This is a genomic window from Pseudomonas fluorescens (genome assembly GCF_902498065.1).
GTDB classification, from domain to species: Bacteria; Pseudomonadota; Gammaproteobacteria; order Pseudomonadales; family Pseudomonadaceae; genus Aquipseudomonas; species Aquipseudomonas fluorescens_BJ.
This window is the reverse complement of the sequence record NZ_CABVIR010000003.1, coordinates 318,323-344,460: the sequence shown is the minus strand read 5'-3', so window position 1 is coordinate 344,460 and position 26,138 is coordinate 318,323. Positions and strand designations below refer to the sequence as shown.

General features: G+C 58.6%; 22 protein-coding genes and 2 pseudogenes. 7 read left to right on the top strand and 17 right to left on the bottom strand.

From position 1 onward, the window contains the following. Window positions 1-38: 38 nt before the first annotated feature. The 5 genes and pseudogenes from F8N43_RS14335 to F8N43_RS14315 form a co-directional block, all read right to left on the bottom strand. Complete coding sequence (locus F8N43_RS14335; protein WP_150653944.1) at window positions 39-1,136, bottom strand: polyamine ABC transporter substrate-binding protein; 1,098 nt, start codon at window positions 1,134-1,136, stop codon at window positions 39-41. Between the two features lie 188 nt (window positions 1,137-1,324). Beyond that, on the bottom strand, window positions 1,325-2,437 hold the full coding sequence (locus tag F8N43_RS14330) for a polyamine ABC transporter substrate-binding protein (protein ID WP_150632126.1): 1,113 nt from the start codon (window positions 2,435-2,437) through the stop codon (window positions 1,325-1,327). A gap of 169 nt (window positions 2,438-2,606) precedes the next feature. Further along, entirely contained in the window at window positions 2,607-3,971 is a 1,365-nt protein-coding gene (locus F8N43_RS14325) for an aspartate aminotransferase family protein (protein ID WP_150632125.1), read from the bottom strand. Window positions 3,972-4,027: 56 nt separating this feature from the next. Further along, entirely contained in the window at window positions 4,028-5,386 is a 1,359-nt protein-coding gene (locus F8N43_RS14320; RefSeq protein ID WP_017341357.1) for a glutamine synthetase family protein, read from the bottom strand. Between the two features lie 100 nt (window positions 5,387-5,486). Next, window positions 5,487-5,804: pseudogene (locus tag F8N43_RS14315) on the bottom strand (gamma-glutamyl-gamma-aminobutyrate hydrolase family protein); the annotation flags it as partial. Between the two features lie 278 nt (window positions 5,805-6,082). On the opposite strand from F8N43_RS14315, the gene F8N43_RS14310 reads away from it, so the two are divergent. The 3 genes from F8N43_RS14310 to F8N43_RS14300 all read left to right on the top strand — a co-directional run bounded on the left by F8N43_RS14310 (window position 6,083) and on the right by F8N43_RS14300 (window position 9,151). Next, window positions 6,083-7,459, top strand: coding sequence for a glutamine synthetase family protein (locus F8N43_RS14310; RefSeq protein ID WP_090178366.1), 1,377 nt, complete (start codon window positions 6,083-6,085; stop codon window positions 7,457-7,459). A 208-nt stretch (window positions 7,460-7,667) separates the two neighbouring features. Next, window positions 7,668-8,420: a carbonic anhydrase gene (locus F8N43_RS14305; RefSeq protein ID WP_150638057.1), complete on the top strand. Its 753-nt coding sequence runs from the start codon at window positions 7,668-7,670 to the stop codon at window positions 8,418-8,420. 92 nt (window positions 8,421-8,512) lie between these two features. After that, window positions 8,513-9,151, top strand: coding sequence for a TetR/AcrR family transcriptional regulator (locus F8N43_RS14300; RefSeq protein WP_150632122.1), 639 nt, complete (start codon window positions 8,513-8,515; stop codon window positions 9,149-9,151). Window positions 9,152-9,353: 202 nt separating this feature from the next. Here the strand turns inward: F8N43_RS14300 and F8N43_RS14295 are convergent, their stop codons facing one another. The 9 genes and pseudogenes from F8N43_RS14295 to F8N43_RS14255 all read right to left on the bottom strand — a co-directional run bounded on the left by F8N43_RS14295 (window position 9,354) and on the right by F8N43_RS14255 (window position 17,506). Continuing rightward, window positions 9,354-9,569: a TOBE domain-containing protein gene (locus tag F8N43_RS14295; protein ID WP_003229256.1), complete on the bottom strand. Its 216-nt coding sequence runs from the start codon at window positions 9,567-9,569 to the stop codon at window positions 9,354-9,356. Window positions 9,570-9,602: 33 nt separating this feature from the next. Further along, on the bottom strand, window positions 9,603-10,409 hold the full coding sequence (ssuB, locus tag F8N43_RS14290) for an aliphatic sulfonates ABC transporter ATP-binding protein (RefSeq protein ID WP_150638059.1): 807 nt from the start codon (window positions 10,407-10,409) through the stop codon (window positions 9,603-9,605). After that, complete coding sequence (gene ssuC / locus F8N43_RS14285; protein WP_150632120.1) at window positions 10,406-11,188, bottom strand: aliphatic sulfonate ABC transporter permease SsuC; 783 nt, start codon at window positions 11,186-11,188, stop codon at window positions 10,406-10,408. Before ssuC ends, ssuB begins: the two co-directional genes overlap by 4 nt. A 122-nt stretch (window positions 11,189-11,310) precedes the next feature. Continuing rightward, window positions 11,311-11,436 (bottom strand): annotated as a pseudogene (locus F8N43_RS14280) (alkanesulfonate monooxygenase); the annotation flags it as partial. A 25-nt stretch (window positions 11,437-11,461) separates the two neighbouring features. After that, window positions 11,462-12,427, bottom strand: a complete 966-nt coding sequence (locus tag F8N43_RS14275; RefSeq protein ID WP_150632119.1) for a sulfonate ABC transporter substrate-binding protein — start codon at window positions 12,425-12,427, stop codon at window positions 11,462-11,464. Window positions 12,428-12,528: 101 nt separating this feature from the next. Next, the gene (gene ssuE, locus F8N43_RS14270) at window positions 12,529-13,122 is read right to left on the bottom strand and encodes an NADPH-dependent FMN reductase (protein ID WP_150632118.1); all 594 of its coding nucleotides are present in this window, start codon (window positions 13,120-13,122) and stop codon (window positions 12,529-12,531) included. Window positions 13,123-13,481: 359 nt separating this feature from the next. Beyond that, window positions 13,482-14,120, bottom strand: a complete 639-nt coding sequence (locus tag F8N43_RS14265) for a peroxiredoxin (protein ID WP_150638061.1) — start codon at window positions 14,118-14,120, stop codon at window positions 13,482-13,484. A gap of 292 nt (window positions 14,121-14,412) precedes the next feature. Next, window positions 14,413-15,771: an OprD family porin gene (locus tag F8N43_RS14260; RefSeq protein WP_150653943.1), complete on the bottom strand. Its 1,359-nt coding sequence runs from the start codon at window positions 15,769-15,771 to the stop codon at window positions 14,413-14,415. 373 nt (window positions 15,772-16,144) lie between these two features. After that, window positions 16,145-17,506, bottom strand: a complete 1,362-nt coding sequence (locus tag F8N43_RS14255) for an OprD family porin (protein ID WP_150653942.1) — start codon at window positions 17,504-17,506, stop codon at window positions 16,145-16,147. 336 nt (window positions 17,507-17,842) lie between these two features. Here F8N43_RS14255 and tauA point away from each other — a divergent pair, with 336 nt between their 5' ends. Beyond that, window positions 17,843-18,832 (top strand): taurine ABC transporter substrate-binding protein, encoded by a 990-nt coding sequence (tauA, locus tag F8N43_RS14250; RefSeq protein ID WP_150638067.1) that lies wholly within the window; start codon window positions 17,843-17,845, stop codon window positions 18,830-18,832. Between the two features lie 102 nt (window positions 18,833-18,934). Here the strand turns inward: tauA and argA are convergent, their stop codons facing one another. Together argA and argE are read right to left on the bottom strand one after the other, a co-directional pair. Further along, entirely contained in the window at window positions 18,935-20,233 is a 1,299-nt protein-coding gene (gene argA / locus F8N43_RS14245; RefSeq protein WP_150632113.1) for an amino-acid N-acetyltransferase, read from the bottom strand. 266 nt (window positions 20,234-20,499) lie between these two features. After that, window positions 20,500-21,669, bottom strand: coding sequence for an acetylornithine deacetylase (argE, locus tag F8N43_RS14240; protein WP_150632112.1), 1,170 nt, complete (start codon window positions 21,667-21,669; stop codon window positions 20,500-20,502). A gap of 156 nt (window positions 21,670-21,825) precedes the next feature. Here argE and F8N43_RS14235 point away from each other — a divergent pair, with 156 nt between their 5' ends. Further along, window positions 21,826-23,193: an inorganic triphosphatase gene (locus tag F8N43_RS14235; RefSeq protein WP_150632111.1), complete on the top strand. Its 1,368-nt coding sequence runs from the start codon at window positions 21,826-21,828 to the stop codon at window positions 23,191-23,193. Between the two features lie 109 nt (window positions 23,194-23,302). Here the strand turns inward: F8N43_RS14235 and F8N43_RS14230 are convergent, their stop codons facing one another. Further along, on the bottom strand, window positions 23,303-23,767 hold the full coding sequence (locus F8N43_RS14230; protein ID WP_008024235.1) for an Lrp/AsnC family transcriptional regulator: 465 nt from the start codon (window positions 23,765-23,767) through the stop codon (window positions 23,303-23,305). 126 nt (window positions 23,768-23,893) lie between these two features. Here F8N43_RS14230 and F8N43_RS14225 point away from each other — a divergent pair, with 126 nt between their 5' ends. After that, entirely contained in the window at window positions 23,894-24,232 is a 339-nt protein-coding gene (locus F8N43_RS14225) for a hypothetical protein (RefSeq protein ID WP_150632110.1), read from the top strand. Window positions 24,233-24,322: 90 nt separating this feature from the next. Continuing rightward, entirely contained in the window at window positions 24,323-26,107 is a 1,785-nt protein-coding gene (locus F8N43_RS14220; protein WP_150632109.1) for a GspE/PulE family protein, read from the top strand. Window positions 26,108-26,138 lie beyond the last annotated feature (31 nt).

Genomic DNA, 26,138 nt, shown 5'->3' with positions numbered 1-26,138 from the left:
TCAAGGTGAGCCAACCTTGGATAGTTTGAGCCTTGAAGCTATTTACCCGACTTGACCTTGGTCCAGCTGCGGGTCATCAAACGTTGAATGTTTGGTGGTAACTCGACCGACACATACGTCTTGTCGAGGACGGTTTGCGGTGGATAAACCGACTCGTCGGTGCGGATGGACTGCTCCATCAGCTTGTCCGAGCCTGGGTTGGGGTTCGCATAGCCAACAGAATCGCTGACCTGTGCGATCACCTCGGGTTTCAACAAATAGTTGATGAACGCATGGGCCTCTTTGACGTTGCTCGAATCCTTCGGAATCGCGAGCATGTCGAACCACAGCGCACCGCCCTCTTTGGGAATGGTGTAGGCGATGTTCACGCCTTTCTTCGCTTCAGCCGCACGGTTGCGGGCCTGGAACATGTCGCCGGAGAAACCGATGGCGATACAGATGTCGCCGTTGGCCAGGTCCGCGATGTATTTGGAGGAGTGGAAGTAGGTCACGTAAGGCCGAACTGCCAGCAACTTGGCTTCGGCCTTTTTGTAATCTTCGGGGTTGGTGCTGTTGGCGTTCAGGCCCATGTAGTTGAGGACCGTCGGCATCATTTCATCGGCGGAGTCGAGGAACGCCACGCCGCAACTTTGCAGCTTCTTGATGTTCTCCGGCTCGAATACCGCCGCCCAGGAATCGATCTTGTCGACACCCAGCACAGCCTTGATCTTGTCGACGTTGTAACCGATGCCGTTGGTGCCCCACAGGTACGGCACGGCGTACAGGTTGCCCGGATCGTTTTGCTCCAGACGCTTGAGCAGCACCGGGTCGAGGTTCGAGTAGTTCGGCAACTTCGACTTGTCGAGTTTCTGGAAAGCGCCGGCCTTGATCTGCTTGCCGAGGAAGTGGTTGGACGGCACGACCACATCGTAGCCGGTACGCCCGGCCAACAACTTGCCTTCCAGGGTTTCGTTGGAATCGAACACGTCATAGACCGGTTTGATGCCGGTCTCTTTCTGGAAGTCGGCCAGGGTGGTCTCGCCGATGTAATCCGACCAGTTATAAATATGCACCGTGCCGGCGGCCTGGACACTGACAGCCAGTGTCAGTCCGGCACCGACCAGCAATGCATTGCGTAGCAAAGAAAAAATAGGCAAGTGGAGGTCCTCTAAAATTAGTTGGGCCCAAGTTGCCCCGCGTTACATGACAGTCGTAGCTGCCCAGCAACAAAACCGGCGCGCAACTTACCCTCGAAAAACCGTTCCAGCAAAACTTTCTGTCATTTAATTACACCTGCTGCCATCACCGAGCAGGCGACGACAACAGGTTGTTACCTCAAACCGGCTTATTTACCCGACTTGATCTTGGTCCAGCTGCGAGTCAGGATCCGCTGGGTCGCGGCCGGCAAGTCGGCGATCGCGTACAGCTTGGCCAGCACGTCCGCTGGCGGGTAGATGCCTGGGTCATCGGTGATTTCTTTTTCGACCAATGGGGTGGCGGCCGCGTTACCGTTCGGGAAACGCACGGCGTTGGTGATTTCAGCCATGATTTCCGGCTTCTGCAGGAAGGTCATGAACTTGTAGGCGCCCTCGACGTTTTCGGCATCTTTAGGGATGGCGACCATGTCGTAGAAGCTGCCCGCACCTTCTTTCGGAATGTTGTAGCTGACTTTCACTTTGTCACCGGCTTCAGCCGCACGGGACTTGGCCTGGTAGATGTCACCCGAGTAACCCACGGCTACGCAGATGTTGCCGTTGGCCAGGTCAGAGATGTACTTGGACGAGTGGAAGTAGCCCACCGAAGGACGAATCTTCAGGAACAGCGCTTCGGCTTCGGCCAGTTGTTTTTTGTCCTGGCTGTCGGTTGGATAGCCCAGGTAGTGCAACGCCACCGGAATCATCTCGGTTGGCGAATCGAGGAAACTGATACCGCACGATTTCAACTTCGCGGCGTTTTCAGGTTTGAACAGCAGGTCCCAGGAATTGGTCGGTGCATCGGCACCCAGTGCAGCCTTGACCTTCTCGGCGTTGAAGCCGATACCGATCGAACCCCACATGTACGGGAAGGCGTGTTCGTTGCCCGGGTCGCTCACCGATACCGCTTTGAGCAGGTCAGTGTTCAGGTTCTTCCAGTTAGGCAGCTTGGACTTGTCCAGCTTCTGGTAAACGCCAGCCTTGATCTGCTTGGCCAGGAAGTTGTTCGACGGCACGACGATGTCGTAGCCGGACTTGCCTGCCAGCAACTTGGCTTCCAGGGTTTCGTTACTGTCGAAAACGTCGTACACGACTTTGATGCCGGACTCGGTTTCGAACTTCTTGATGGTGTCCGGAGCGATATAGTCGGACCAGTTATAGACGTGCAACACCTTGTCGTCCGCCTGAACCGCACTCGCCATTATGCCCATCAGGGACATGGCGAGGAGTGTCTTGCCAGCAAGCTTTTTTCCTAATGCCTTCATGCGTAATGCTCCAAATTTTTCTTTTTAGAACCACTATGTTCAGCGGCCGAACCCGGACAACGGGAACCGCGGCTAGTCTGGCAAGATCCGAGGCGGTCTTTCAAGGAAAGGCCACCCTTTAGAACTGCTCTGAGCGAAAGTTTCATGTCTCCCGCTCAGAGCCTAGCACTTAGCCCTGCAACGCACTCAGGGTCAGGTCCAGGCACTTGCGTGCCTTGGTCACCAGCTCATCGATTTCAGCCTTGGTGATCACCAGTGGCGGAGCAATGATCATGGTGTCCCCCACAGCGCGCATGATCAGGCCGTTGTCGAAGCAGAACGTACGGCAGATCATGCCGACGCCCTTGCCTTCATAACGCTTGCGCGTGGCCTTGTCCTGAACCAGCTCGATGGCCCCCAGCAGACCGACCCCACGCACTTCCCCCACCAACGGGTGATCGTTCAGTTCCCGTAGACGCTTTTGCAAATAGGGTGCCGTTTCGGCATGAACGTGCTCGATAATTTTTTCTTCGCGCAGGATGCGGATGTTTTCCAGCGCTACCGCAGCCGCTACCGGGTGACCGGAGTAGGTGAAGCCGTGGTTGAAATCGCCACCTTCGTTGAGCACTGCCACCACTTCGTCACGCACGATCAGGCCACCCATCGGGATGTAGCCGGACGTCAGGCCTTTGGCGATGGTCATCATGTCGGGTTTGAGGTCGTAGAAATCGCTACCGAACCACTCACCGGTGCGGCCGAAACCACAGATCACTTCGTCCGCCACGAACAGGATGTCGTACTTGGCGAGGATTTCCTTGATGCGCGGCCAGTAGGTGTCTGGCGGAATGATCACGCCGCCGGCACCCTGGATCGGTTCGGCAATAAAGGCACCGACGTTGTCCACGCCGATTTCCAGAATCTTCTCTTCCAGCTGATTGGCCGCCCACACACCGAACTCTTCCGGTGTCATGTCGCCGCCTTCACCGAACCAGTACGGCTGGGCGATGTGAACGATACCCGGGATCGGCAAGTCGCCCTGTTCGTGCATGTAGGTCATGCCACCCAGGCTCGCGCCGGCCACGGTGGAACCGTGATAACCGTTCTTGCGGCTGATGATGACTTTCTTTTTCGGCTGGCCCTTGATCGCCCAATAGTGGCGGACCATACGCAGCATGGTGTCGTTGCCTTCGGAACCGGAACCGGTGAAGAACACGTGGTTCATGCCTTCTGGCGCGATGTCGGCAATGGCCTTGGCCAGCTCGAGCACCGGCGGGTGAGCGGTCTGGAAGAACAGGTTGTAGTAAGGCAGCTCGCGCATTTGCTTGCTGGCGGCATCGGCCAGTTCATCGCGACCGTAGCCGATCGCTACGCACCACAGGCCGGCCATGCCGTCGAGGATCTTGTTGCCTTCGCTGTCCCAGAGGTAAACGCCCTTGGCGTTGGTGATGATCCGCGGGCCTTTCTCTTTCAGTTGCTTGAAGTCGCTGAACGGGGCCAAGTGGTGATCGTTGCTCAGGGTTTGCCATTCACGGGTTTGCGGGTTGTTGCTGGTCATGCGAATTCTCCTTGGAATCGGTTAGAGCGCCGCCAAAAGCAGCAGCACCCGGCGCATCAGACGGCGAAGAGCAGGAATTCTCGCTCCCAGGAGCTAATGACGCGCTTGAAGTTTTCATGCTCGGCCCGCTTGACCGCGACGTAGCCAGTGATGAATTTCTTGCCCAGGTATTTCTCGATGGTCGCGCTGTTTTCCATGCGTTCCAGCGCGTCTTCGATGGTCAGTGGCAGGCGCAGGTTGCGGCGTTCATAGCCACGCCCCACTACCGGCGCACTTGGGTTCAAGCCTTCGACCATGCCGATGTAACCGCAGAGCAGGCTCGCGGCAATCGCCAGGTACGGGTTGGCATCGGCCCCCGGCAGGCGGTTTTCCACCCGACGGTTTTGCGGCCCGGCATCCGGAACCCGCAGGCCCACGGTGCGGTTCTCTTCGCCCCATTCCACGTTCACCGGCGCCGAGGTATCCGGCAGGAAGCGGCGGAACGAGTTGACGTTCGGGGCGAACAGCGGCAACAGCTCGGGGATCAGTTTCTGCAAGCCGCCGATGTGGTGCAGGAACAACTGGCTCATGGTCCCGTCTTCATTGGAGAAGACGTTCTTGCCGGTCTCGATGTCGATGATGCTTTGGTGCAAGTGCATCGCGCTGCCAGGCTCGCCGGTCATGGGCTTGGCCATGAAGGTGGCCGCCACGTCGTGCTTGAGCGCGGCCTCGCGCATGGTGCGCTTGAAAATCAGGATCTGGTCGGCCAGGGACAGAGCATCGCCGTGACGGAAGTTGATTTCCATCTGCGCCGTGCCGTCTTCGTGGATCAGCGTATCGAGGTCCAGCTCCTGCAGTTCGCACCAGTCGTAGACGTCTTCGAACAGCGGATCGAACTCGTTCGCCGCTTCAATGGAGAACGACTGCCGACCGATTTCCGGGCGACCGGAACGGCCAATCGGCGGTTGCAACGGGTAGTCCGGGTCGTCGCTGCGTTTGGTCAGGTAAAACTCCATTTCTGGCGCCACGATCGGCTGCCAGCCCTTGTCGGCATAGAGTTTCAACACTTTCTTGAGCACGTTGCGCGGCGACAGCTCGATCGGGTTGCCTTGCTTGTCGTAGGTGTCGTGGATCACCTGAGCGGTCGGCTCGATGGACCACGGCACCAGGTAAACCGCGTTCTGGTCGGGGCGGCAGATCATGTCGATGTCCGCCGGGTCGAGCAGTTCGTAATAGATGTCGTCTTCGACATAGTCGCCGGTCACGGTCTGCAACAGAACGCTCTCGGGCAGGCGCATGCCTTTTTCAGCAATGAACTTGTTGGTCGGCGAAATCTTGCCCCGGGTGATCCCGGTCAAGTCGGCGATCATGCATTCGACTTCTGTGATCTTGTGGTCTTTCAACCAATCGGTGAGCTGGTCGAGGTTGTTACTCATAAATGCCTCTTAGGCTGAGTTTCCTGACTCTTATAAGTCAGGCGTTGTTTGACGCACGGGCGTCGCTTGGTACAGATTGCCACTGCAATTGCCGCGCACAAATACCTGCCTCGACGATGGCAAGGGTGAACGGGCGCGTTGCAGGGCGTGCAGAATCATGAGCAGCGGCCGACACGTTGGTCGGGCCAGCTCTGTAAAACGGTTCTATATTGGAAGGACAACCCGTAAAGAGAATGTCGCAAGGACCGTCCAGAATATCGGACGGAGCCAGCCAGTCTGCCGGGGAAGGAAGAGTCGACGGCACGCCTTTGGCAACACGGGCCCTGGCGTGGACGTAACGATCGCCACTGATGTGATGAGCATGCAGACCGATCTGCCTGGGGCAGATGGCGACGCCGATTAACGGCAGGCGAGACATGAAGCACCCCGGTATTATTGCTGTTATGGGTTTGAATCGAGCTTAGCCTTGTTCATTTTTTTACACAACACCCCCGTAAAAAATACAACACGGCCCGCTCAAGCCCGCGGCAGGTAAAGCGCTCAAAGGCATAAAAACGCCCCAAAGTGCCTCAAAAAAGCCTCAAGGGCGCTTTTTTAGGGCAAAAAAGGCCTCGCTTGACTTCGGCATGCCGTTCGGGTTGACTGAAACCCGAAGAGATCAATGATTGATATTTTTAACAACAAAGGTGTTGCATCATGTCGGTACCCCCGCGTGCCGTTCAGCTTAACGAAGCGAACGCGTTCCTTAAGGAACATCCTGAGGTTCTGTACGTTGACCTTCTGATTGCGGATATGAATGGTGTGGTGCGCGGCAAGCGCATTGAACGCACCAGCCTCCACAAGGTTTACGAGAAAGGCATCAACCTGCCGGCCTCTCTATTTGCTCTGGATATCAATGGCTCGACGGTGGAAAGCACCGGCCTGGGCCTGGACATCGGCGATGCTGACCGAATCTGCTATCCAATCCCTGACACCCTGTGCAATGAGCCCTGGCAGAAGCGTCCTACCGCGCAACTGTTGATGACCATGCACGAACTCGAAGGGCAGCCGTTCTTTGCCGACCCGCGAGAAGTGCTGGCCAATGTGGTTCGCAAGTTCGACGAGATGGGCCTGACCATCTGCGCCGCGTTCGAACTGGAGTTCTACCTGATCGACCAGGAGAACGTGAACGGTCGTCCGCAACCACCACGCTCGCCGGTGTCCGGCAAACGCCCGCACTCGACTCAGGTGTACCTGATCGACGACCTCGACGAATACGTCGACTGCCTCCAGGACATTCTGGAAGGTGCGAAAGAGCAAGGCATCCCGGCCGACGCCATCGTCAAGGAAAGTGCCCCGGCGCAGTTCGAAGTGAACCTGCACCACGTGGCCGACCCGATCAAGGCTTGCGACTACGCCGTACTGCTCAAGCGTCTGATCAAAAACATCGCCTACGACCATGAGATGGACACCACCTTCATGGCCAAGCCTTACCCGGGCCAGGCGGGCAACGGTCTGCACGTACACATTTCGATTCTTGATAAAGACGGCAAAAACATTTTTGCCAGCGAGGATCCCGAGCAGAACGCCGCACTGCGTCACGCGATCGGCGGTGTGCTCGAGACCCTGCCGGCGCAGATGGCTTTCCTCTGCCCGAACGTAAACTCCTACCGTCGTTTCGGCGCACAGTTCTACGTGCCGAACTCGCCGTGCTGGGGCCTGGACAACCGTACCGTAGCGATCCGCGTTCCAACCGGTGCCGCCGATGCCGTGCGTATCGAACACCGTGTGGCCGGCGCCGACGCCAACCCGTACCTGCTGATGGCTTCGGTCCTGGCAGGCGTGCACCACGGTCTGACCAACAAGATCGAACCCGGCGCCCCCGTGGAAGGCAACTCCTACGAGCAGAACGAGCAAAGCCTGCCGAACAACCTGCGCGATGCATTGCGCGAGCTGGACGACAGCGAAGTCATGGCCAAGTACATCGATCCGAAATACATCGATATCTTCGTGGCCTGCAAGGAAAGTGAGCTGGAGGAGTTTGAACACTCCATCTCCGACCTTGAGTACAACTGGTATCTGCATACCGTGTAAGCGGTTGCAGTAAAAAAGAACGCCGCCGGCTGATAAAGCCTGCGGCGTTTTTTTTGTACTCAAATTTGTTGCGACCATTCCCCTCGACAAACAGGAATGCCCCTACGGAAACGTCGGACGCAACCTGCATAGCGGATCATTGCGCGCTCACACACTCAAGAACGCCGGGACTTGGCCGGTATTCCTTCCAGAGTGTTGAAAAACAATCATGAAAAAACAGCTATTGGCTTCAGCCATCACCCTGATCATCACCGGCGTGTGCAACAGCGCTTGGGCAACCACCGGAAAAGCCGCTGACTGGAGCTACACCACGCCGACCGGCCCGGAAAACTGGGGCGAATTGAGCAGCGAATATAAACGCTGTACCTCCGGCCTTGCGCAATCGCCTATCGATATTCGTGATGCGATCGAGACTGAACTTGCCCCCTTGGTCTTCACCTATCAACCGGGCACCGCCACCGTTCTGAACAACGGGCATACCCTCCAGGTGTCGTCATCGGGAACTGGCAGCATCACCGTCCCCTCTGGCGACTACGCGTTCGTACAAATGCACTTCCATACGCCCAGCGAAGAAAAAATCATGGGGCGCACCTTCCCGTTAAACGCGCACCTGGTTCACCGCAACACGGCAGGCGAACTCGCGGTGGTTGCATTGCTGTTTGAAGAGGGCACACACAACCCGACGCTGGAGCCGATCCTGACAGCCATGCCCACTCAAACGGGCGGTTTGGCGACCCTGGATTCGCTGAACATTGCCGATCTTTTGCCCACAAGTCGTCACCACTATTCCTACGCGGGATCGCTGACGACTCCACCGTGTTCTGAAGGCGTGCGCTGGCATGTATTTTCCACAGTGGCGCAGCTATCCACAGCACAGCTGCAGGCTTTCCAGGCGCTTTACCCGATGAACGCACGCCCGGTTCAACCCTTGAACGGTCGTCGTGTACAAGTCGGCGGCTAAACCACTCCGACAGGAAACCCAGGCATCAGGCAGCGTACAGACAAGGTGCAATGCGCCTCGTACAATGCCCGCTGCCTTTGCAGGAGACTCCAATGACGCGCCCCGCCACCATTCGCAAACCCCGCGCCCGAAGCCAGGCCCGGATCGATTCGATACTCGATGCCGCCCGCACGCTGCTGGCCGCCGAGGGCGTGGCCAGTCTGTCGATCTACAGCGTTGCCGAACGCGCGGAAATCCCGCCCTCCTCGGTCTACCATTTTTTCGCCAGTGTCCCGGCCCTGCTCGAAGCGCTGACCGCCGACGTTCACGCTGCTTTCCGCGCCTGCCTGCAAGCGCCCATCGACCACGCCGCGCTCAACGGCTGGCGCGACCTGTCGCGGCTGGTGGAACAACGCATGCTCGACATCTACGACGAAGACGCCGCCGCCCGCCAGTTGATCCTCGCGCAGCACGGGTTGACTGAAGTCACCCAGGCCGACCGTCAGCACGACATCGAACTGGGCGACCTGATGCACAAGCTGTTCGATCATCATTTCGAACTGCCGAAGCTGCCGACAGACGTTGATGTGTTTGCCCTGGCGATGGAGCTGGGTGATCGGGTGTATGCGCGCTCGGTGCAACAGCATGGGCAGATCACGCCGCGCATGGCTGAAGAAGGGATGCGGGTATTCGACGCTTATCTGGGGCTGTATTTGCCGCCGTACCTGCCGAAGCGGGACATTCCAGCCTGAGTTCTGCGCCGACTTCACTGCCCCATCGCGAGCAGGCTCGCTCCCACATTTGATCGTCAGTGAACAGTGCATTTGTGTACGGCACAATTCCCTGTGGGAGCGAGCCTGCTCGCGATGGCCGCACCGCCGAACTCCACTGAATCACGCGCATAAAAAACCCCGAAGGGCTAAAACCCTCCGGGGTTGTGTGCACTGCACGCGATCACAACTTGGCGATCGACACCTCGGTGGATTTCACAAACGCGATCACTTCGCTGCCGACCACCAGTTCCAGCTCTTTCACCGAGCGAGTCGTGATCACTGAAGTGACGATACCGGAAGCGGTCTGCACGTCGATTTCCGACAGCACGTCACCCAGGACGATTTCCTTGATCGAGCCTTTGAACTGGTTACGAACGTTGATGGCCTTGATAGTCATGATGTTGATTCCTGTCGTTGGATGAGGCTTGAGTTATTGAGCCCAGCGCAATTGCGTAGGCAAGGGTGAAACAGGTTCCGGTTCCGGCGGCTGGCCGGGCAGCGCGAGGACGCGATTGAGGACTTCGGTTTCCAGCGCCGCCAGCCGATGCGAACCCCGAACCCGAGGTCGCGGCAGTTCTACGTGCAGGTCGAGGCCGACTTCGCCCTCTTCGATCAGGATCACCCGATCGGCAATCGCCACCGCTTCACTGACGTCGTGGGTTACCAGCAACACGGTGAAACCGTGCTTCTGCCAAAGCCGTTCAATCAGTTGCTGCATTTCGATGCGAGTCAGGGCATCCAGGGCGCCCAGCGGCTCGTCCAGTAACAGCAAACGCGGTTGGTGGATCAGCGCGCGGGCCAGGGCCACACGTTGCTTCTGTCCACCGGATAGCGCCGCCGGCCATTCATTGGCGCGATCCGCCAGGCCGACCGACTCCAACGCTGCCAGCGCGTGTGGCCGCCAGTTGCCTGAGAGCCCGAGGCCGACGTTGTCGATGACCTTTTTCCACGGCAGCAGACGCGCTTCCTGGAACATCAGCCGGGTGTCTTCCCGTGCATCGCTCAGCGGCGCGGAGCCGGCGAGCAACTCACCGCCCGTGGGTTTGTCGAGACCGGCGAGCAAGCGCAGCAAGGTACTTTTGCCGCAACCACTGCGCCCCACTACGGCGACGAACTGGCCGGCCGGAATGTGCAGATCAATCTCGCGCAGCACCTGCCGCGAACCAAAGGTTTTTTGCAGCGTGCGCACCACCAGCGGAATGCCGCGCAGCAGGCGTGGAGGTTGTTGAGCCGTCATGCGGCACCTCCTTTGACGACCTGATACGCCGGATGCCAGCGCAGCCACACACGTTCAAGTCCACGGGCCGCGAGATCGGCCAGTTTGCCGAGCACCGCGTACATCAGGATCGCCAGCACCACCACATCGGTCTGCAAAAACTCCCGCGCATTCATTGCCAGGTAACCGATGCCCGCACTCGCGGAAATGGTTTCGGCGACGATCAAGGTCAGCCACATGAAGCCCAGCGCAAAACGCACGCCGACCAGAATCGAAGGCAATGCACCCGGCAGGATCACCTGACGGAACAGGCTGAAACCGGACAAGCCGTAGCTGCGCGCCATCTCCACCAGCGCCGGATCGACGTTGCGAATGCCGTGATAGGTGTTGAGGTAAATCGGAAACAAGGTGCCCAACGCCACCAGAAAAATCTTCGCCGACTCATCGATGCCGAACCACAGGATCACCAGCGGAATCAGCGCCAGATGCGGCACGTTGCGGATCATCTGCACCGAACTGTCGAGCAGGCGTTCGCCCCATTTCGACAGGCCAGTGATGAAGCCCAGCGCCAGACCGATGCCGCCGCCAATGGTGAAGCCCAGCGCTGCTCGCCAGCCGCTGATTGCCAGGTGCGTCCAGATTTCACCGCTGCGCACCAGGCTCACGCCGGCTTCGATCACCGCGATGGGTGCGGGCAGAATCCGTGTCGACAACCAGCCTGCCGACACCGACAACTGCCACACCGCCAACAGCAAAATCGGCAACGCCCAGGGCGCAACGTTATGAATGGCTCTCTTCATGGCGCGCCTCAGCTCTGGGACGCAGCTTTGGGAAGAATGTCGTTGGCGACCATCTCGCCGAACGGGCTGACGTAACCGGCGCTTTTCGGCAGTTCCGGACGCTCGATGTCCAGGTGCGGGAACAGTCGATCCGCCGCTTGCGCGACTTGTTGCAGGTAACCGTGGTCAACGGCGCGAGCGCCTTCGGCGGTGCCAAGGTAATGGCCGTCGCCGTGGGTAGGCAGGAACCAGAAGATATTGAGGCTCATGGAGTGGTCTCCTTGGGGAATCGAATTACTGCGCTTTGGCAACGGCTGCCGGCGGCGTCCAGATCACGTCTTTGATGCTCAGCGGCTTCGGAATCAGCTTGAGCTGGTAGAAGCTGTCGGCGATTTTCTGTTGTGCGGCGACCACTTCCGGGGTCAGGAACAACGCCCCGTAGCCCTGGCGTTTCACCGAGGTCAGGGTGATGTCCGCCGGCAGGCCGAGCAGCGGCGAGACCTGTTTGGTCACGTCTTCAGGATTGGCCTTGGACCACTCGCCGACGGCGCGCACTTCTTCCACGAGGGTCTTGATCACCTCCGGATTTTTCTGTGCGTATGGCTTGGTCGCCAGGTAGAACTGATGGTTGTCGACGATGCCCTGGCCATCGCGCAGGGTGTGCGCTTGCAGCTGCAGTTCGGCGGCGGCCTGATACGGGTCCCAGATGACCCAGGCATCGACACTGCCACGCTCGAACGCGGCGCGGGCATCGGCCGGCGGCAGGAACACGGTCTGGATGTCGGTGTATTTGAGGCCGGCGTCTTCCAGCGCGCGGACCAGCAGGTAGTGAACGTTGGAGCCTTTGTTGAGCACGACTTTCTTGCCCTTGAGGTCCTTCACCGATTTGATCGGCGAGTCCTTGGGCACCAGGATCGCTTCGCTGTGCGGCGCCGGCGGTTCGTAGGCGACGTAGAGCAGATCGGCACCGGCGGCCTGGGCGAATACCGGCGGGGTTTCGCCGGTGACGCCGAAGTCGATGGAGCCCACGTTCAGGCCTTCAAGCAGCTGTGGGCCGCCAGGGAATTCAGTCCATTGCACGTCCACGCCTTGGGCGGCGAGGCGTTTTTCCAGCGTGCCTTTGGCTTTGAGCAGCACCAGCGTGCCGTACTTTTGATAGCCGATCCGTAGAGTTTCAGCGTGTGCTTGAGTAATGGCGCCGAAGGTTACAGCCGCAGCAAACAGAGCGACCAGACCACGACGCAAAATGACAGTGCGCATAGCGCTCTCCTTTTTGCAGTTGGGTTTTGGCTGCACCTGCTTGGCCGTTGGCGGCTGAGTAAGGTGAGTACATCAAGTTCAGTTGAGGCTTGAGTGCAGGCTTAAATGCTCCAGCGAGCACTCAACAGACGATCATTCAGCAGGTTCGGATCGATCGGCTTCGGCCGTCGGGCCATGGCGCTGAAGAACAGCTCCAGCGATTCATTCAGTCTTTGTTCCAGCTCCGGCGCCAATTGCGCCTGGGCGCTGCCTTCGCCGTAAGCGATCTGGCTGTCGACGGCGAAAATCCCGTGGAGCATTTCCTGGGCCTTCAATGCCGACAGCACTGGCTTGAGTGCGTAATCCACCGCCAGCATGTGAGCGATGCTGCCACCGGTTGCCATCGGCAACACCACTTTGTGGGCCAGGGCGCGTTCGGGCAGCAGGTCCAGCACGGTTTTCAGAGCACCGGAGAACGACGCTTTGTAAACCGGGGTAGCGATCAGCAGGCCATCGGCGTTTTCAATCTGTTGCAGCAGGTCGATCACCTTGGGGCTGTCGAACCGGGCGTGCAGCAAGTCTTCGGCCGGGAAGTCCCGTACCTGGTAACTCACCACTTCCACCCCTTGTTCTTGCAACCAGCGTTTGGAGCGCTCCAGCAGCACCCCGGAACGGGAGCGTTGGCTGGGACTGCCACCGAGTGAGACGACCAACATTCAGATGATTCCTTGAACGGTGTAGGCGATTCGCAGTGCGCGATGTCGCTTCAATGGAAGTGACCTTAACAGGTGATTTATATATCCATAAATCATATTTATTCATTTGGTTATTCGTTTAAGAGATATATAAAAACCGTTCTTCCGGGCAAAAAAACAGGCCTTGAAACGGCCTGAAATTCCCCTGCTCTGTGGATGCTGCTGAATCTGAATATTGGGTTGCCTGATAGGCCGCTATCGCGGGCAAGCCCGCTCCCACAGGGTTAGGGCTTGCCATAAATCTTCGGTCCTCCTTGATCCACTGTGGGAGCGGGCTTGCCCGCGATAGCGGCATCAGCCGCAGCGCATTCGCTGAAGGCTCACTTGTTCGGTTGTGGCGTCAGGCGCAGGTACGGCTTCACAGCACGATAACCCTTGGGAAAACGCTTCTTGATTTCCTCTGGGTCCTGAAGCGACGGCACGATCACCACTTCTTCACCGTCCTTCCAGTTGGCCGGGGTGGCCACTTTGTAGTTGTCGGTGAGTTGCAGCGAGTCGATTACCCGCAGGATTTCATGGAAGTTGCGGCCGGTGCTTGCCGGATAAGTGATGGTCAGCCGAACCTTTTTGTTCGGGTCGATCACGAACAGCGAACGCACGGTCAAAGTGTCGTTGGCGTTCGGGTGAATCAGGTCGTACAGGTCCGATACCTTGCGATCAGCGTCGGCCAGGATAGGGAAGTTGACGATCGTGTTCTGGGTTTCGTTGATGTCCTCGATCCACTTGTGGTGCGAGTCCACCGGGTCCACGGACAGCGCGATGGCCTTGACCCCGCGCTGGGCGAATTCATCCTTGAGCTTGGCGGTGAAGCCGAGTTCGGTAGTGCACACCGGGGTGAAGTCCGCCGGGTGGGAAAACAGCACGCCCCAGCTATCACCCAGCCATTCATGGAAACGGATAGTGCCGGCGCTGGAATCCTGTTCGAAGTCGGGTGCGATGTCGCCGAGTCTGATGCTCATGGTGGGCTCCTGATGAGTATGTGTAGAACTCAACTGTAGCTTGTGTTTTGGATTTATTAAAAAGAATAAATATCGATCCTCTTAGATCACAAATGAATATTAAAAAACTGTTCACTGGACCTTCAAAGGCATCGCGACGACTATCGCTTCCAAGGTTCGAGAAGGCCTTGAGTCGCTGCAAAAGAGGGAAGTTTCAGGGTGGGATTACGGGGGTGACCCCGCCCTGAAAACGCAAAAGCCCCGCCCGGCGTGATGCCGGGCGGGGCTTTTTTCAGCGGTTACGCGAGCGCTATTACAACAGCGGGATCGAGTAGCTGACGATCAGGCGGTTTTCGTCCTGGTCGCGCTGACCTGGAACGTCGTTGCGCCAGGTAGCGTTTTTCCACATCAGGCCCAGGTTTTTCAACGGGCCTTCCGGTACGACGTAACCAATGGTCAGGTCGCGTTCCCACTCGGAACTGTCGGAACCGTTCTCGCGACCGTTGGCGCCCACGGTATCAATGTTGTCGCCACGCAGATAAACCACACCGGCCGTCAGGCCAGGTACGCCGACTTTGGCGAAGTCATACGAGTAGCGAGCTTGCCAGGTGCGTTCACCAGCACGGGCGAACTTGGCGATCTGCATGTCGGTAGTGAGGTAAGCCGACGAGCCGTCGCCCTGGTTCAACCAAGGGAAGTCGCTGTTACCATTGCTGGCCTGATAGCCGCCACCGAAGGTGTGGCCGGCAACGGTGTACAGGAACAGGCCGCTGTACAGATTGTTGTCGACTTTGCCTCTACCGTTGGTGAAACCAGTGTCATTACCAGTGGTGTAGTAAGCAGGGGTGTTGCCGTTAGCGCCATCGTCACGGCTGTTGAAGTAACGGAAGTCCGACTTCAACACGCCCGGACCGATGGCCCAGTTGTGAACCAGACCCAGAAAGTGCTGCTTGTAGAAATCTTCCAGATTGCCGTAGTAATACTGGGCCGTCAGGTCTTTGGTGATTTTGTAGTCACCGCCACCGTAGATGAACTTGTTGCTGTCACGACCTGTTGCGGTGTGAGCGTTGGCACCCGCAATCGACAACTCTTCGTTGTTGCTGGAGTTACGGCCCTTGGCGTGCTCGATCTGACCACCGACCAGTGTCAGGTCCTTGATGTCGTTCGAAGTGACCTGGCCACCCTGGAAGGTTTGTGGCAGCAGACGACCGTCGTTGGTCACGATAACCGGCAGTTTTGGCTGCAGGGTGCCCAGCTTCAGTTCGGTCTGGGAGATCTTGGCTTTGGCAGTCAGACCCAGGCTGGAGAAGTTATCAACCGCTTCGCCGTTGGACTTGCTTGGGAAAACAGTGCCGCCGTACGAAGTTGCCGTGGCGCCGTTGGTACCGCCGCCGGAATCCAGACGCACGCCCAGCAGGCCGATAGCGTCGATACCAAAGCCAACGGTGCCTTGGGTGTAGCCGGAGGTGAAGCGCAGATCGAAGCCTTGGCCCCATTCTTCTTGCTTATTCTGCGCCTTGGCAGCTTTGGTATCGCCGTCACGGTTATCCGTGTTGATGTAGAAGTTACGCAGCCCCAATGTAGCCTTGCTGTCTTCGATGAAACCGGCGGCGCCTGCCTGCTGCGCCAAAACCCCTACGGCCACAGCCAGGGCCAAGGTGGACTTGTTCATTGTTTCGCTCCTCTCGTTTCTAATTTTTCGGTCCTGAGTCGAATGCTCTGGATCCTGAAATGTGCGCGTACCGCTGACCGCAATCCGCGCGCCACTCAACCGATGCGTCTAAATCAAAGGTCTGACGGCGGCGAATGGGCCGGCATGGTAAACGTAAAAAAAATCAATTCATTCTTTTTCATTCCGTACGGGAATAAAAAACGGCGTTTTGATCGCCAAGGGACACTAGGTATCGGCCCCGACGGGATGCACTTTAGGGATTTATCTTAAAAGCTAAAAAGAATATTAAATTACTAAGCAATACCTAATTCGAATATGAAAAAATCGCAAAAAAAAAGCCCCGCCAATCGGCGAGGCTCTCTTGCGAAGCTTGTTACATGAAGCTGTAGGTGTAATTGAAGATCAGACGGGTCTGGTCTTGAGCAGCAATGCGTGACGAGTTCGTGGTCGCGTTCGGGGTGTCACCACGGTATGTGCCATGACGCAGCGTGGTGCCGAATCCTTTCAATGCGCCCGATTGAATCACGTAATCCACACGCAGGTCGCGCTCCCACTCGGTCAGGTCTTTACCCACGCCATTGGAAGCTTTGATGTTCTCGCCACGCAGATAGGAGGCGGAGGCCTTCAGGCCTGGAACGCCCAGAGAGGCGAAGTCATAAGTGTACTGACCGAAGGTGGTGTTTTCGCCTGCACGGACGAAACCGTTGATCATCGAGTCAGTGAACAGATAGAAGCTGGCGCCCGCCGCCCCTTCGTTGCGACCATTGCCATCGACCACGTTGCCCTGGTTCAGATAAACGAAACCGCCGTCGTCGCTGACACGCTGATGACCGACCAGGAAAGCGCTGCCACCCAAGGTGTAAGTGAACATGGCGCTCCAGGTCGTGTTATCAACCTCGCCCGGGGTCTTGGCGTAACCACCGTTGTTGTTGAAGCGATAACCCGCATCACCATTCTTGCCGTCGGAGCTGCTGTCGAAGTAGCGCAGGTCGGTCTTGAAAGACTGGTTGTTGCTGATCGGGAAGACGTGCACGAGGCCGAAGAAGTTTTGCTTGTAATAATCTTCCAGATTCGCGTGGTAGTACTGCAGCGTCAGGTCCTTGGTAACCTTCCAGTCAGCACCGGCGTAACGGAACTGGTTGCTTTCTTCGGTACCGCCAGCCACTGCCAGGCCGGTGGTGTTCGAGGATGCGCGACCCGCTGCATGCTCAAGTTGACCGACGTTGAACGTGAAGTTGTCGATCTCCTTCGAGGTGATGGTGCCACCCTCGAAAGTCTGTGGAAGCAGACGGCTGTCGTTCGCGACCAGGATCGGCATGTTGGGTTGCAGCGCCCCACCCAGGTGAGCCTCGGTTTTCGAGAAGCGCGCTTTGACGTTACCCGCTACGCGGCTCCATGGATCGGATGCCGAGCCGTCGCTGTCGCTTGGGAAGAACGAGTTGTTATCCGGGTGATGACCTCGACCACCGTCCAGATGGATGCCCACTAGCGCTTGAGCGTCAAAACCAAAGCCCACCACGCCTTGGGTGAAACCGGACAGGTAATCGAACTTGAAGCCCTGAGCGGTTTCCCGCTGATTGTTAGCGGCATTAGAAGCGCCCTCGCGGGCATCAGCGTTGTAATACATCGTGCGAGAACTGACGGAAGCCTTGCTGTCTTCGATGAAACCGGCGGCGCCTGCCTGCTGCGCCAAAACCCCTACGGCCACGGCCAAGGCCAAGGTGGACTTGTTCATTGTTTAGCTCCTCTCGTTTCTAATTCTTGTAGTCCTGGCCCCGAGTCAAACGCCCGGAATCCTAGGATTGGCGATTAGCGCCAGACCGTGACCCACAAGTCAATCGTAACCATGTGTGTCTACGACCATGGTCTAACCCCCGCCAATTCGGTCCATGCAGGTTTATGACCGCGTCAACAAACCTAAAAAGAAAGCTGCGATTCTTTTTCATACCCTTTGGGAATTGGCTCAATGAAAAACCGTTTCATAAGCTAATTCCCAAAGGGTATTTATTTGTATTTTGTTAGATCGATTAGATTTAAAGCATCCGCATTCAATCTCATCGAAGGCCATGCCATGACGACCAAGCGCGCACTATCCAATCCAATTGTTACAGTTTGTGTATCGGTATTCTTTTCTTTTTCGGCCCATGCAGCGAACCTCACCGTGGGTTATCAAACCGGCATTGACCCCAGCAAAGTCCCCCAAGCGGATGGACTGTACGAGAAAACCATCGGCCAAAAAATTGACTGGCGTCGTTTCAACAGTGGGCCGGAAGTAGTAACCGCCATCGCTTCGGGTGACGTACAGATCGGCAACCTCGGCTCAAGCCCACTGGCTGCGGCCGCCTCGCGCAATCTGCCGATAGTCGCGTTTATCGTTTCTGCCCAGATCAACGCCGCCGAAGCGTTGGTGGTGCGCAACGGCAGTGGCATCGACAAACCGGAAGATCTGATCGGCAAGACCATCGCCACACCGTTCGTTTCAACCTCTCACTACAGCTTGCTCGGAGCCTTGAAGCACTGGGGCCTGGACGCCTCGAAAGTCAAAGTGGTGAACCTGCAACCGGCGGAAATCGCTGCAGCCTGGAAGCGCGGCGACATCGATGGCGCGTTCGTCTGGTCGCCGGCTCTGGGGGAAATTCGCAAGACCGGCAAGACCTTGACTGACGCCGCACAGGTGGGTCAGTGGGGCGCGCCGACCTTTGAAGTGTGGGTGGCGCGTAAGGATTACGCCGAGAAGCATCCGGAGGTTGTCGCCAAGTTCGCCAAGGTGACGCTGGATTCGTTCGCCGACTATGCGGCGCATAAGGACAGCTGGACCGCAGATTCGGTGCCGGTCCAGAAAATCGCCAAACTGACCGGCGCCAATGCCGCTGATGTGCCGGAATTGTTGGCTGGTTCGGCCTTCCCGGACGCCAAGGCGCAACAAACCACCGCGCTGCTGGACGGCGGCACGGCGAAGGCGATTGGTGAGACGGCGAAGTTCTTGAAGGAACAAGGCAAGGTTGAGACGGTGCTGCCGGATTACTCGCCGTATGTCAGTGCGAAGTTCGTCACCGAGTAATTTTTTGCGCTTGCTTTGCCGCCGATCGCCAGCAAGCCGGCTCCTGCATGGGATCACCCAAAGGCTGCAGGAGCCGGCTTGCCGGCGATGGCAACGACACGGTCACAAGGTTTTTTCGAAGATCTTCGAATTACGCTGATAGTTGTACAGAGACGCCCGCGCCGACGGCAGGCGTTCAACGCTGCTTGGCACAAATCCGCGCTCGCGGAACCAGTGAGCGGTCCGGGTGGTAAGAACAAACAGAGTCTTCAGCCCCTGAGCCCGGGCCCGGGTTTCGATCCGTTCCAGCAGCTCATCCCCGCGACCGCCATGACGGTACTCCGGGTTCACCGCCAGACACGCCAACTCCCCGGCATCCGAATCGGCAATCTGATACAACGCCGCGCACGCGATGATCATGCCCTCGCGCTCGACCACACTGAACTGCTCGATCTCTCGCTCCAGCACTTCGCGAGAGCGACGCACCAGAATCCCCTGCTCTTCCAGCGGGCTGATCAAGTCCAGCAAACCGCCAACGTCTTCAATCGCGGCTTCACGCACGACCTCGAATTGTTCCTGCGCCACCAGCGTACCGCCACCGTCACGGGTGAACAGTTCGGTCAGCAGTGCGCCGTTTTCGACGTAACTGACGATATGACTGCGCGCCACGCCGCCACGGCAGGCTTCAGCTGCCGCATCCAGCAGCTCGGCCTGATAGTTGCTGCCAAGACGCTGCAAATGCGCCGGCACTTGTTGCGGGCGCAGTTCGCGCACCAGACGACCGTTTTCATCGATCAAGCCCATGTCCGCACCGAACAGCAACAACTTGTCTGCACCCAGATCGATGGCTGCGCGGGTGGCGACGTCTTCGCAAGCGAGGTTGAAAATCTCACCGGTCGGCGAGTAGCCCAACGGCGACAACAGCACGATGGAGCGCTCGTCCAGCAGGCGATTGATGCCTTTGCGGTCAACCCGGCGCACTTCGCCGGTGTGGTGATAGTCGACACCTTCGAGCACACCGATCGGCCGTGCGGTCACCAGGTTGCCGCTGGCCACCCGCAGGCGCGAGCCCTGCATCGGCGACGAGGCCATGTCCATGGACAGGCGCGCTTCGATGGCGATACGCAGCTGTCCCACCGCGTCGATCACACACTCCAGCGTTGCCGCATCGGTGATGCGCATGCCGTGGTGGTAATGCGGGGTCAGGCCGCGTGCAGCGAGACGGGTTTCAATTTGTGGCCGTGAGCCGTGAACCAGCACCAGTCGCACGCCGAGGCTGTGCAGCAGCACGAGGTCGTGGACGATGTTGCCGAAATTCGGGTGTTCCACGCCGTCGCCGGGCAGCATGACGACGAAGGTGCAATCACGGTGGGCATTGATATAAGGCGAAGCGTGACGAAGCCAATTAACGTATTCGGGCATGAACCTGGGCCTGTAATAAATAGCAGCCAAAAAATGGGCGAAACAGAAAACGCACAGCGGGCTGATGGTTATCGTCGGAACAGGCTTGGCAACACGCGAGCTCTCCTCATGAATACGGGTTTAAACATCGGCAATTTATACACTTTGTCGGTCATGACACAGACCCTGTGGGAGCGAGCCTGCTCGCGATGAGGCCAGACCAGTCAACATGGATGTTGAATGAAAGACCGCCATTGCGAGCAGGCTCGCTCCCACATGGATGGTGCTCAACCGACTGACTCTGGCGTTTGAGCCGGCGTCAGGCAGTAATGTTCGATCAGTTGACGTAATAGATGCACGGTAGGCTGCAAACGTGACATTTCGAGGTATTCCCCCGGTTGGTGAGCACATGCGATGTCACCCGGGCCAAGCACCAGCGTTTCGCAGCCAAGGCGTTGAAGATAAGGCGCTTCCGTCCCGAACGCCACTGCTTCGGCGCGATGACCGGTGAGCTGTTCCGCGATGCGGACCAATTCGGCGTCCTCGGCCTGCTCGAAGGGCGGCACTTCAGGGAACAGCGGCGCGTAATCGATCTTCACCTGATGACGCTCGGCAACCGGCTTGAGTCTCTGCAGAATCTCCGCGCGCAGCACCTTGGGGTCCATGCCCGGCAACGGACGCAGGTCGAATTCCAGTGAGCACTGGCCGCAAATCCGGTTGGGGTTATCCCCGCCATGGATGCAGCCGAAGTTCAGGGTCGGTGTCGGCACGCCGAACTGCGGATTGCGAAATTCACGCTGCCACAGCAGGCGCAGGCCGCGCAGTTCGCCAATCGCATCGTGCATGGCTTCGAGGGCGCTATGGCCCAGGCGCGGATCGGAGGAATGGCCGCTCTGACCGAGAATGTCGATACGCTCCATCATGATGCCTTTGTGCATGCGGATCGGTTTGAGCCCGGTCGGTTCGCCAATCACCGCTGCACGGCCTAATGGCCGCCCGGCTGCGGCCAACGCACGGGCACCGGACATCGAGCTTTCTTCATCGCAGGTGGCAAGGATCAGCAACGGTTGCTTGAACGGTTGGTCGAGCAAGGGAATGACGGCTTCGATGGCGAGGGCAAAAAAGCCTTTCATGTCGCAACTGCCCAGACCAACCCAACGGCCATCGACTTCGGTCAGCTTCAGCGGATCGGTCTGCCACAACGCGCCATCGAACGGCACCGTGTCGCTATGCCCGGCGAGCACCAGACCGCCGGGGCCGGAGCCAAAACTGGCCAGCAGGTTGAATTTGCCGGGGCTGACCTGCTGGATATCACAGGCAAAACCCAAATCACCGAGCCACGTCGCCAGCAAGTCGATCACCGGACGGTTGGTCTGATCGAGGCTGGCCTGGGTACAGCTGACCGATGGTGCGGCAATCAGCGCAGCGAACTGATCTTTCATCGATGGCAACGGCATCGCTGACTCCAACTCCCGAATTGAAGTCCATCATAGAGCCATCCAGCGACAGGAATAAACCGTCGCGGCGCGTAGGACGAACGAGTCCTGTACACTGCACGACCTTGGCAGCCACATATTCCCCCGGCTGCGCTCCCGATCCTGGATTTTCCGGCCATGCAGAAAGAAACCGAAATCAAACTCCGCGTCAGCCGCGAAACCCTCGCCGCCCTGCGCGAGCACCCGCTCCTGAAAAAACGCAACAAAAGTGGCTGGGAACGCCGTGAACTGATGAACCAGTACTTCGACACGCCTGAGCGCGACCTGGCCCGTGCCAAGGTGGCCCTGCGCCTGCGCCGTGATGGCGAAGAAGTCATCCAGACTCTCAAGACCCGTGGCCAGAGCGTCGCCGGTTTGTCCGAGCGTAACGAATACGACTGGAACCTGCCCAAAGCCAAGCTCGACGTGAAAAAACTCGACGGCGAATGCTGGCCTGAAGAGCTGGCCGAGCTGGACAAGAAAACCCTGAAGCCGATTTTCACCACCGATTTCGTCCGCGAACGCGCCGAAATCGCCTGGGGCCGTGGCAAGACCAAAGTGGTCATCGAAGCGGCGCTGGACCTGGGCCACGTGGTGGTCGGCAAGCAGAAAGAAGAAATCTGCGAGCTGGAACTGGAACTGCGCGAAGGCGAACCGGCCGCGCTGCTGGAGCTGGCCGCCGAACTGGCCGCGACCCTGGCCCTGATGCCGTGTGACATCAGCAAGGCCGAACGCGGTTATCGCTTGTACGATGCCAACAGCTATTCGTTGAGCCTGCCGGCGCCGCAGATCAGCACCGAAATGCCGCTGGACGACGCGTTCGCCGCGTTGAGCTGGCATTTGCTGAGCAGCAGCCAGCGTCTGGCCGAGCAATATCGCTTCAACGGCCACTGGCGTCTGTTGCAAGACTGGGTGGAAAACCTCGCTGAATTGCGCGCCCTGCTGAGCAGCCTTGGCCAGGCCGCGCCGCGTCAGTCGACGCACGACCTGCGTCTCGCGCTGGATGCCTTGCTTGAAGACTGGCGCCCGCTGGTTCAAGCCGGTCTGGACGACGAAGACGTGCGCAAAGCGGCGCCGGAGCAGTTCCTCGAAGAACTCGAAGACCCGCGCTGGGGCCTGTTCTCGCTGAACACCTCGCGCTGGTTGCTGGCCCGCACCTGGGCCGCCGATCGCAATGTTCGCGGCAATCGCCAGGGCGCTGCACAACTGGGTAGCTGGTTGCCGCGCTTGCTCGGTGAAGAAGCGACCTCCCTGCAATTGCAGCGTTACCAGCAGCAGCCGGAAGATCTGGCCGAGCAACTGCCGCGCATCGAGCGCATCCAGGCCTGGCTGCACCACGCCCGCAACGTGCTGGAAATCCCGGAAATGGATCGACTGTACGGCGAGCTGAAGCAGCTTGCGCAACTGGCCAACGAGCCGATCACCGAAGAATCGCTGGACGCGCGCAAGCAGCAGGCGATTGCCGTGTATCAGAATCGTGCCTGGAAAATGCTGCTGCGCATGTAAGACCGCCATCGCCAGCAGGCTGGCTCCCACATTGAATTTGTGCAAGCCACAAAACCAGTGTGGGAGCTAGCCTGCTAGCGATGAGGCCCGCACATTCACCACAACATCTTCAGACCGGCAAGCTGGTGGTCGACTTGATTTCCGACAACGCCACAATCGAGTTCACCTCCTGAATCCCCGGCACCATCGACAGCTTCTCAAAGAAAAACCGCTCATACGCCTCGATGTCCGCCGTGACAATCCGCAACAAGAAATCCACCGACCCCATCAGCACATAACACTCCAGCACTTCGGGAAAACCGCGAATCGCTTCGGTGAACTCCGTGAAGTTCGAACGCCCATGTGCGTTGAGTTTGACCTCGGCAAAAATCTGCGTGTTGAGCCCGATCTTCTTCCGGTCCAGCAGCGTCACCTGACCGCGAATGATCCCCTCCTCCTTCATCCGCTGAATCCGCCGCCAGCACGGCGACTGCGAGAGCCCCACCTGCTCGGCGATCTGCGCGCTGGAGAGCGAAGCGTCCTCTTGCAGCAACGCCAGAATCTTGCGGTCGTAGCCATCCAGCTCGCTTTGCATAGAAAAACCTGTAATCGATGTATTGTTGAATAGTACGATTCGATAAATCGCCAATAAGCCCCATCATAGATAAGAAATACCCGGCATCGAATGTAAAAATTCCTCCAGTGATTTTGGAGACCAACCATGCCGCATCTTGAAGCCGTCAACACCCCGCCCACCCGCGCTGATGTCTGGAACGCCAGCAACGCCCACTGTCGCGTGCACTATCAGTTGCTGGCCGAAGCCGAACCGGACCTGCTGTGTCGGGCGCTCAATCTGTTCGCGTTGCAGTGCCTGACCCCGCAACAGGTCAATGTGCAGCGTACGGGCGATCTGCTGGCAATCGACATCGTCATGGACGAGCTGAGCTGGCACCGTGCTCAAGTGATCGCGGAAAAATTGCGTAACCTGATCAGCGTCTGCTCGGTGGACCTGCAAGCGTCTGATTCCGCGTGGGTTGAAGCCGCTCAGGCGGCTGGCTGAAAAAACTCGATACGGCTTCGTCGGGTAGTGGCCCAACGGTCGGCAGGTCCGCGACTATCCTTTGCGAACTGTTGTTCACGAGGAGCCCGCATGTCCGTTCAACTTGCCCTTCAGGACCGCTGGCTGGATCTCAATGATTTGCTGCGCGAACTGGTCGCCCAGGGCTTTATCAGCCAGGACTCGGCCGAGCACGCGCTGAATGCCCGCCGCCGTCACGCCGCCAATGGCCAGATGCATCCGCTGGAGTTCATCGCCAGCCAACAGCTGGACGACCTCAGCCGTCCCGGCAAACACCTTGACCTGGAAAGCCTGACCCTGTGGTTGTCGCAGCAGGCGGGTCAGCCTTACCTGCGCATCGATCCGCTGAAAATCAACGTTGCGGCCGTTACGCCACTGATGTCCTACGCCTTCGCCCAGCGCCACAAGATTCTCGCGGTGTCCATCGATCGCGACGCGGTGACCGTGGCCAGCGCCCAGCCCTACGTCAAAGGCTGGGAAGCCGACCTGACCCACGTGTTGAAGCTGCCGATCAAGCGTGTAGTGGCCAACCCGGTGGATATCCAGCGCTTCAGCGTGGAGTTTTTTCGCTTGGCCAAATCGGTCAGCGGTGCGACCAACGCCGATCAACAGACCAGCACCCTGGGCAACTTCGAACAGCTGCTCAATCTTGGCGCCAGCGATCAGGAGCCGGACGCCAACGACGCGCACATCGTCAATATTGTCGATTGGCTGTTCCAGTACGCCTTCCAGCAGCGTGCCAGCGATATCCACATCGAGCCCCGGCGCGAGCAGGGCACTGTGCGTTTTCGCATCGACGGTGTGTTGCACAACGTCTATCAATTCCCGCCGCAGGTGACCATGGCAATTGTCAGTCGCCTGAAGAGCCTCGGGCGGATGAACGTCGCGGAAAAACGCAAACCCCAGGACGGCCGGGTCAAGACCAAAACCCCGGACGGGGGTGAAGTCGAACTGCGGCTGTCGACGCTGCCGACGGCGTTCGGCGAAAAAATGGTCATGCGAATCTTCGACCCGGAGGTGCTGCTCAAGGATTTCGATCAACTGGGTTTCTCCGCCGAAGACCTGCGCCGCTGGCAGGACATGACGACCCAGCCCAACGGCATCATCCTCGTGACCGGGCCTACCGGTTCGGGCAAGACCACCACGCTCTACACCACGTTGAAGAAACTGGCGACACCGGAGGTCAACCTCTGCACCATCGAAGACCCGATCGAAATGGTGGAACCGGCGTTCAACCAGATGCAGGTCCAGCACAACATCGACCTGACCTTCGCCGCCGGGGTGCGCGCACTGATGCGACAGGACCCGGACATCATCATGATCGGCGAGATCCGTGACCTGGAGACGGCTGAAATGGCGATTCAGGCCGCGCTCACGGGCCACCTGGTGCTATCGACGCTGCACACCAATGACGCACCCAGCGCCATCAGCCGCCTGCTGGAACTCGGCGTACCGCATTACCTGATCAAGGCCACGGTGCTCGGCGTCATGGCGCAGCGACTGGTCAGAACGTTGTGCCCGCACTGCAAGGCACCGCAGACACTGAGCGAAGAAGACTGGCAAACCCTGACCAAACCCTGGCAGGCACCGCTGCCGGGCAATGCCCAGCGCGCCATCGGCTGTCTGGAATGCCGCGACACCGGCTATCGCGGCCGCGCCGGGGTGTACGAAATCATGCAACTGACCGATGGCCTCAAAGCGCTGATCAACCCCGACACCGATCTGCTGGCGATCCGGCGCCAGGCGTTCAAGGAGGGCATGCGCAGTTTGCGACTGTCGGGCGCACAGAAAGTCGCCGCGGGTTTGACAACGATCGAGGAGGTGCTGCGGGTGACGCCGCAGAGTGAGCAGAAGTAGCGGCTGCCGTGATGGAACTCGACAGGGCCAT

Excerpts from the sequence above, each read along its gene's own strand:
- F8N43_RS14330 (WP_150632126.1), bottom strand. The coding sequence starts at position 2,437 with ATGAAGGCATTAGGAAAAAAGCTTGCTGGCAAGACACTCCTCGCCATG.
- F8N43_RS14325 (WP_150632125.1), bottom strand. The coding sequence starts at position 3,971 with ATGACCAGCAACAACCCGCAAACCCGTGAATGGCAAACCCTGAGCAAC.
- F8N43_RS14320 (WP_017341357.1), bottom strand. The coding sequence starts at position 5,386 with ATGAGTAACAACCTCGACCAGCTCACCGATTGGTTGAAAGACCACAAG.
- F8N43_RS14310 (WP_090178366.1), top strand. The coding sequence starts at position 6,083 with ATGTCGGTACCCCCGCGTGCCGTTCAGCTTAACGAAGCGAACGCGTTC.
- F8N43_RS14305 (WP_150638057.1), top strand. The coding sequence starts at position 7,668 with ATGAAAAAACAGCTATTGGCTTCAGCCATCACCCTGATCATCACCGGC.
- F8N43_RS14300 (WP_150632122.1), top strand. The coding sequence starts at position 8,513 with ATGACGCGCCCCGCCACCATTCGCAAACCCCGCGCCCGAAGCCAGGCC.
- F8N43_RS14295 (WP_003229256.1), bottom strand. The coding sequence starts at position 9,569 with ATGACTATCAAGGCCATCAACGTTCGTAACCAGTTCAAAGGCTCGATC.
- ssuB (WP_150638059.1), bottom strand. The coding sequence starts at position 10,409 with ATGACGGCTCAACAACCTCCACGCCTGCTGCGCGGCATTCCGCTGGTG.
- ssuC (WP_150632120.1), bottom strand. The coding sequence starts at position 11,188 with ATGAAGAGAGCCATTCATAACGTTGCGCCCTGGGCGTTGCCGATTTTG.
- F8N43_RS14275 (WP_150632119.1), bottom strand. The coding sequence starts at position 12,427 with ATGCGCACTGTCATTTTGCGTCGTGGTCTGGTCGCTCTGTTTGCTGCG.
- ssuE (WP_150632118.1), bottom strand. The coding sequence starts at position 13,122 with ATGTTGGTCGTCTCACTCGGTGGCAGTCCCAGCCAACGCTCCCGTTCC.
- F8N43_RS14265 (WP_150638061.1), bottom strand. The coding sequence starts at position 14,120 with ATGAGCATCAGACTCGGCGACATCGCACCCGACTTCGAACAGGATTCC.
- F8N43_RS14260 (WP_150653943.1), bottom strand. The coding sequence starts at position 15,771 with ATGAACAAGTCCACCTTGGCCCTGGCTGTGGCCGTAGGGGTTTTGGCG.
- F8N43_RS14255 (WP_150653942.1), bottom strand. The coding sequence starts at position 17,506 with ATGAACAAGTCCACCTTGGCCTTGGCCGTGGCCGTAGGGGTTTTGGCG.
- tauA (WP_150638067.1), top strand. The coding sequence starts at position 17,843 with ATGACGACCAAGCGCGCACTATCCAATCCAATTGTTACAGTTTGTGTA.
- argA (WP_150632113.1), bottom strand. The coding sequence starts at position 20,233 with ATGCCCGAATACGTTAATTGGCTTCGTCACGCTTCGCCTTATATCAAT.
- argE (WP_150632112.1), bottom strand. The coding sequence starts at position 21,669 with ATGCCGTTGCCATCGATGAAAGATCAGTTCGCTGCGCTGATTGCCGCA.
- F8N43_RS14235 (WP_150632111.1), top strand. The coding sequence starts at position 21,826 with ATGCAGAAAGAAACCGAAATCAAACTCCGCGTCAGCCGCGAAACCCTC.
- F8N43_RS14230 (WP_008024235.1), bottom strand. The coding sequence starts at position 23,767 with ATGCAAAGCGAGCTGGATGGCTACGACCGCAAGATTCTGGCGTTGCTG.
- F8N43_RS14225 (WP_150632110.1), top strand. The coding sequence starts at position 23,894 with ATGCCGCATCTTGAAGCCGTCAACACCCCGCCCACCCGCGCTGATGTC.
- F8N43_RS14220 (WP_150632109.1), top strand. The coding sequence starts at position 24,323 with ATGTCCGTTCAACTTGCCCTTCAGGACCGCTGGCTGGATCTCAATGAT.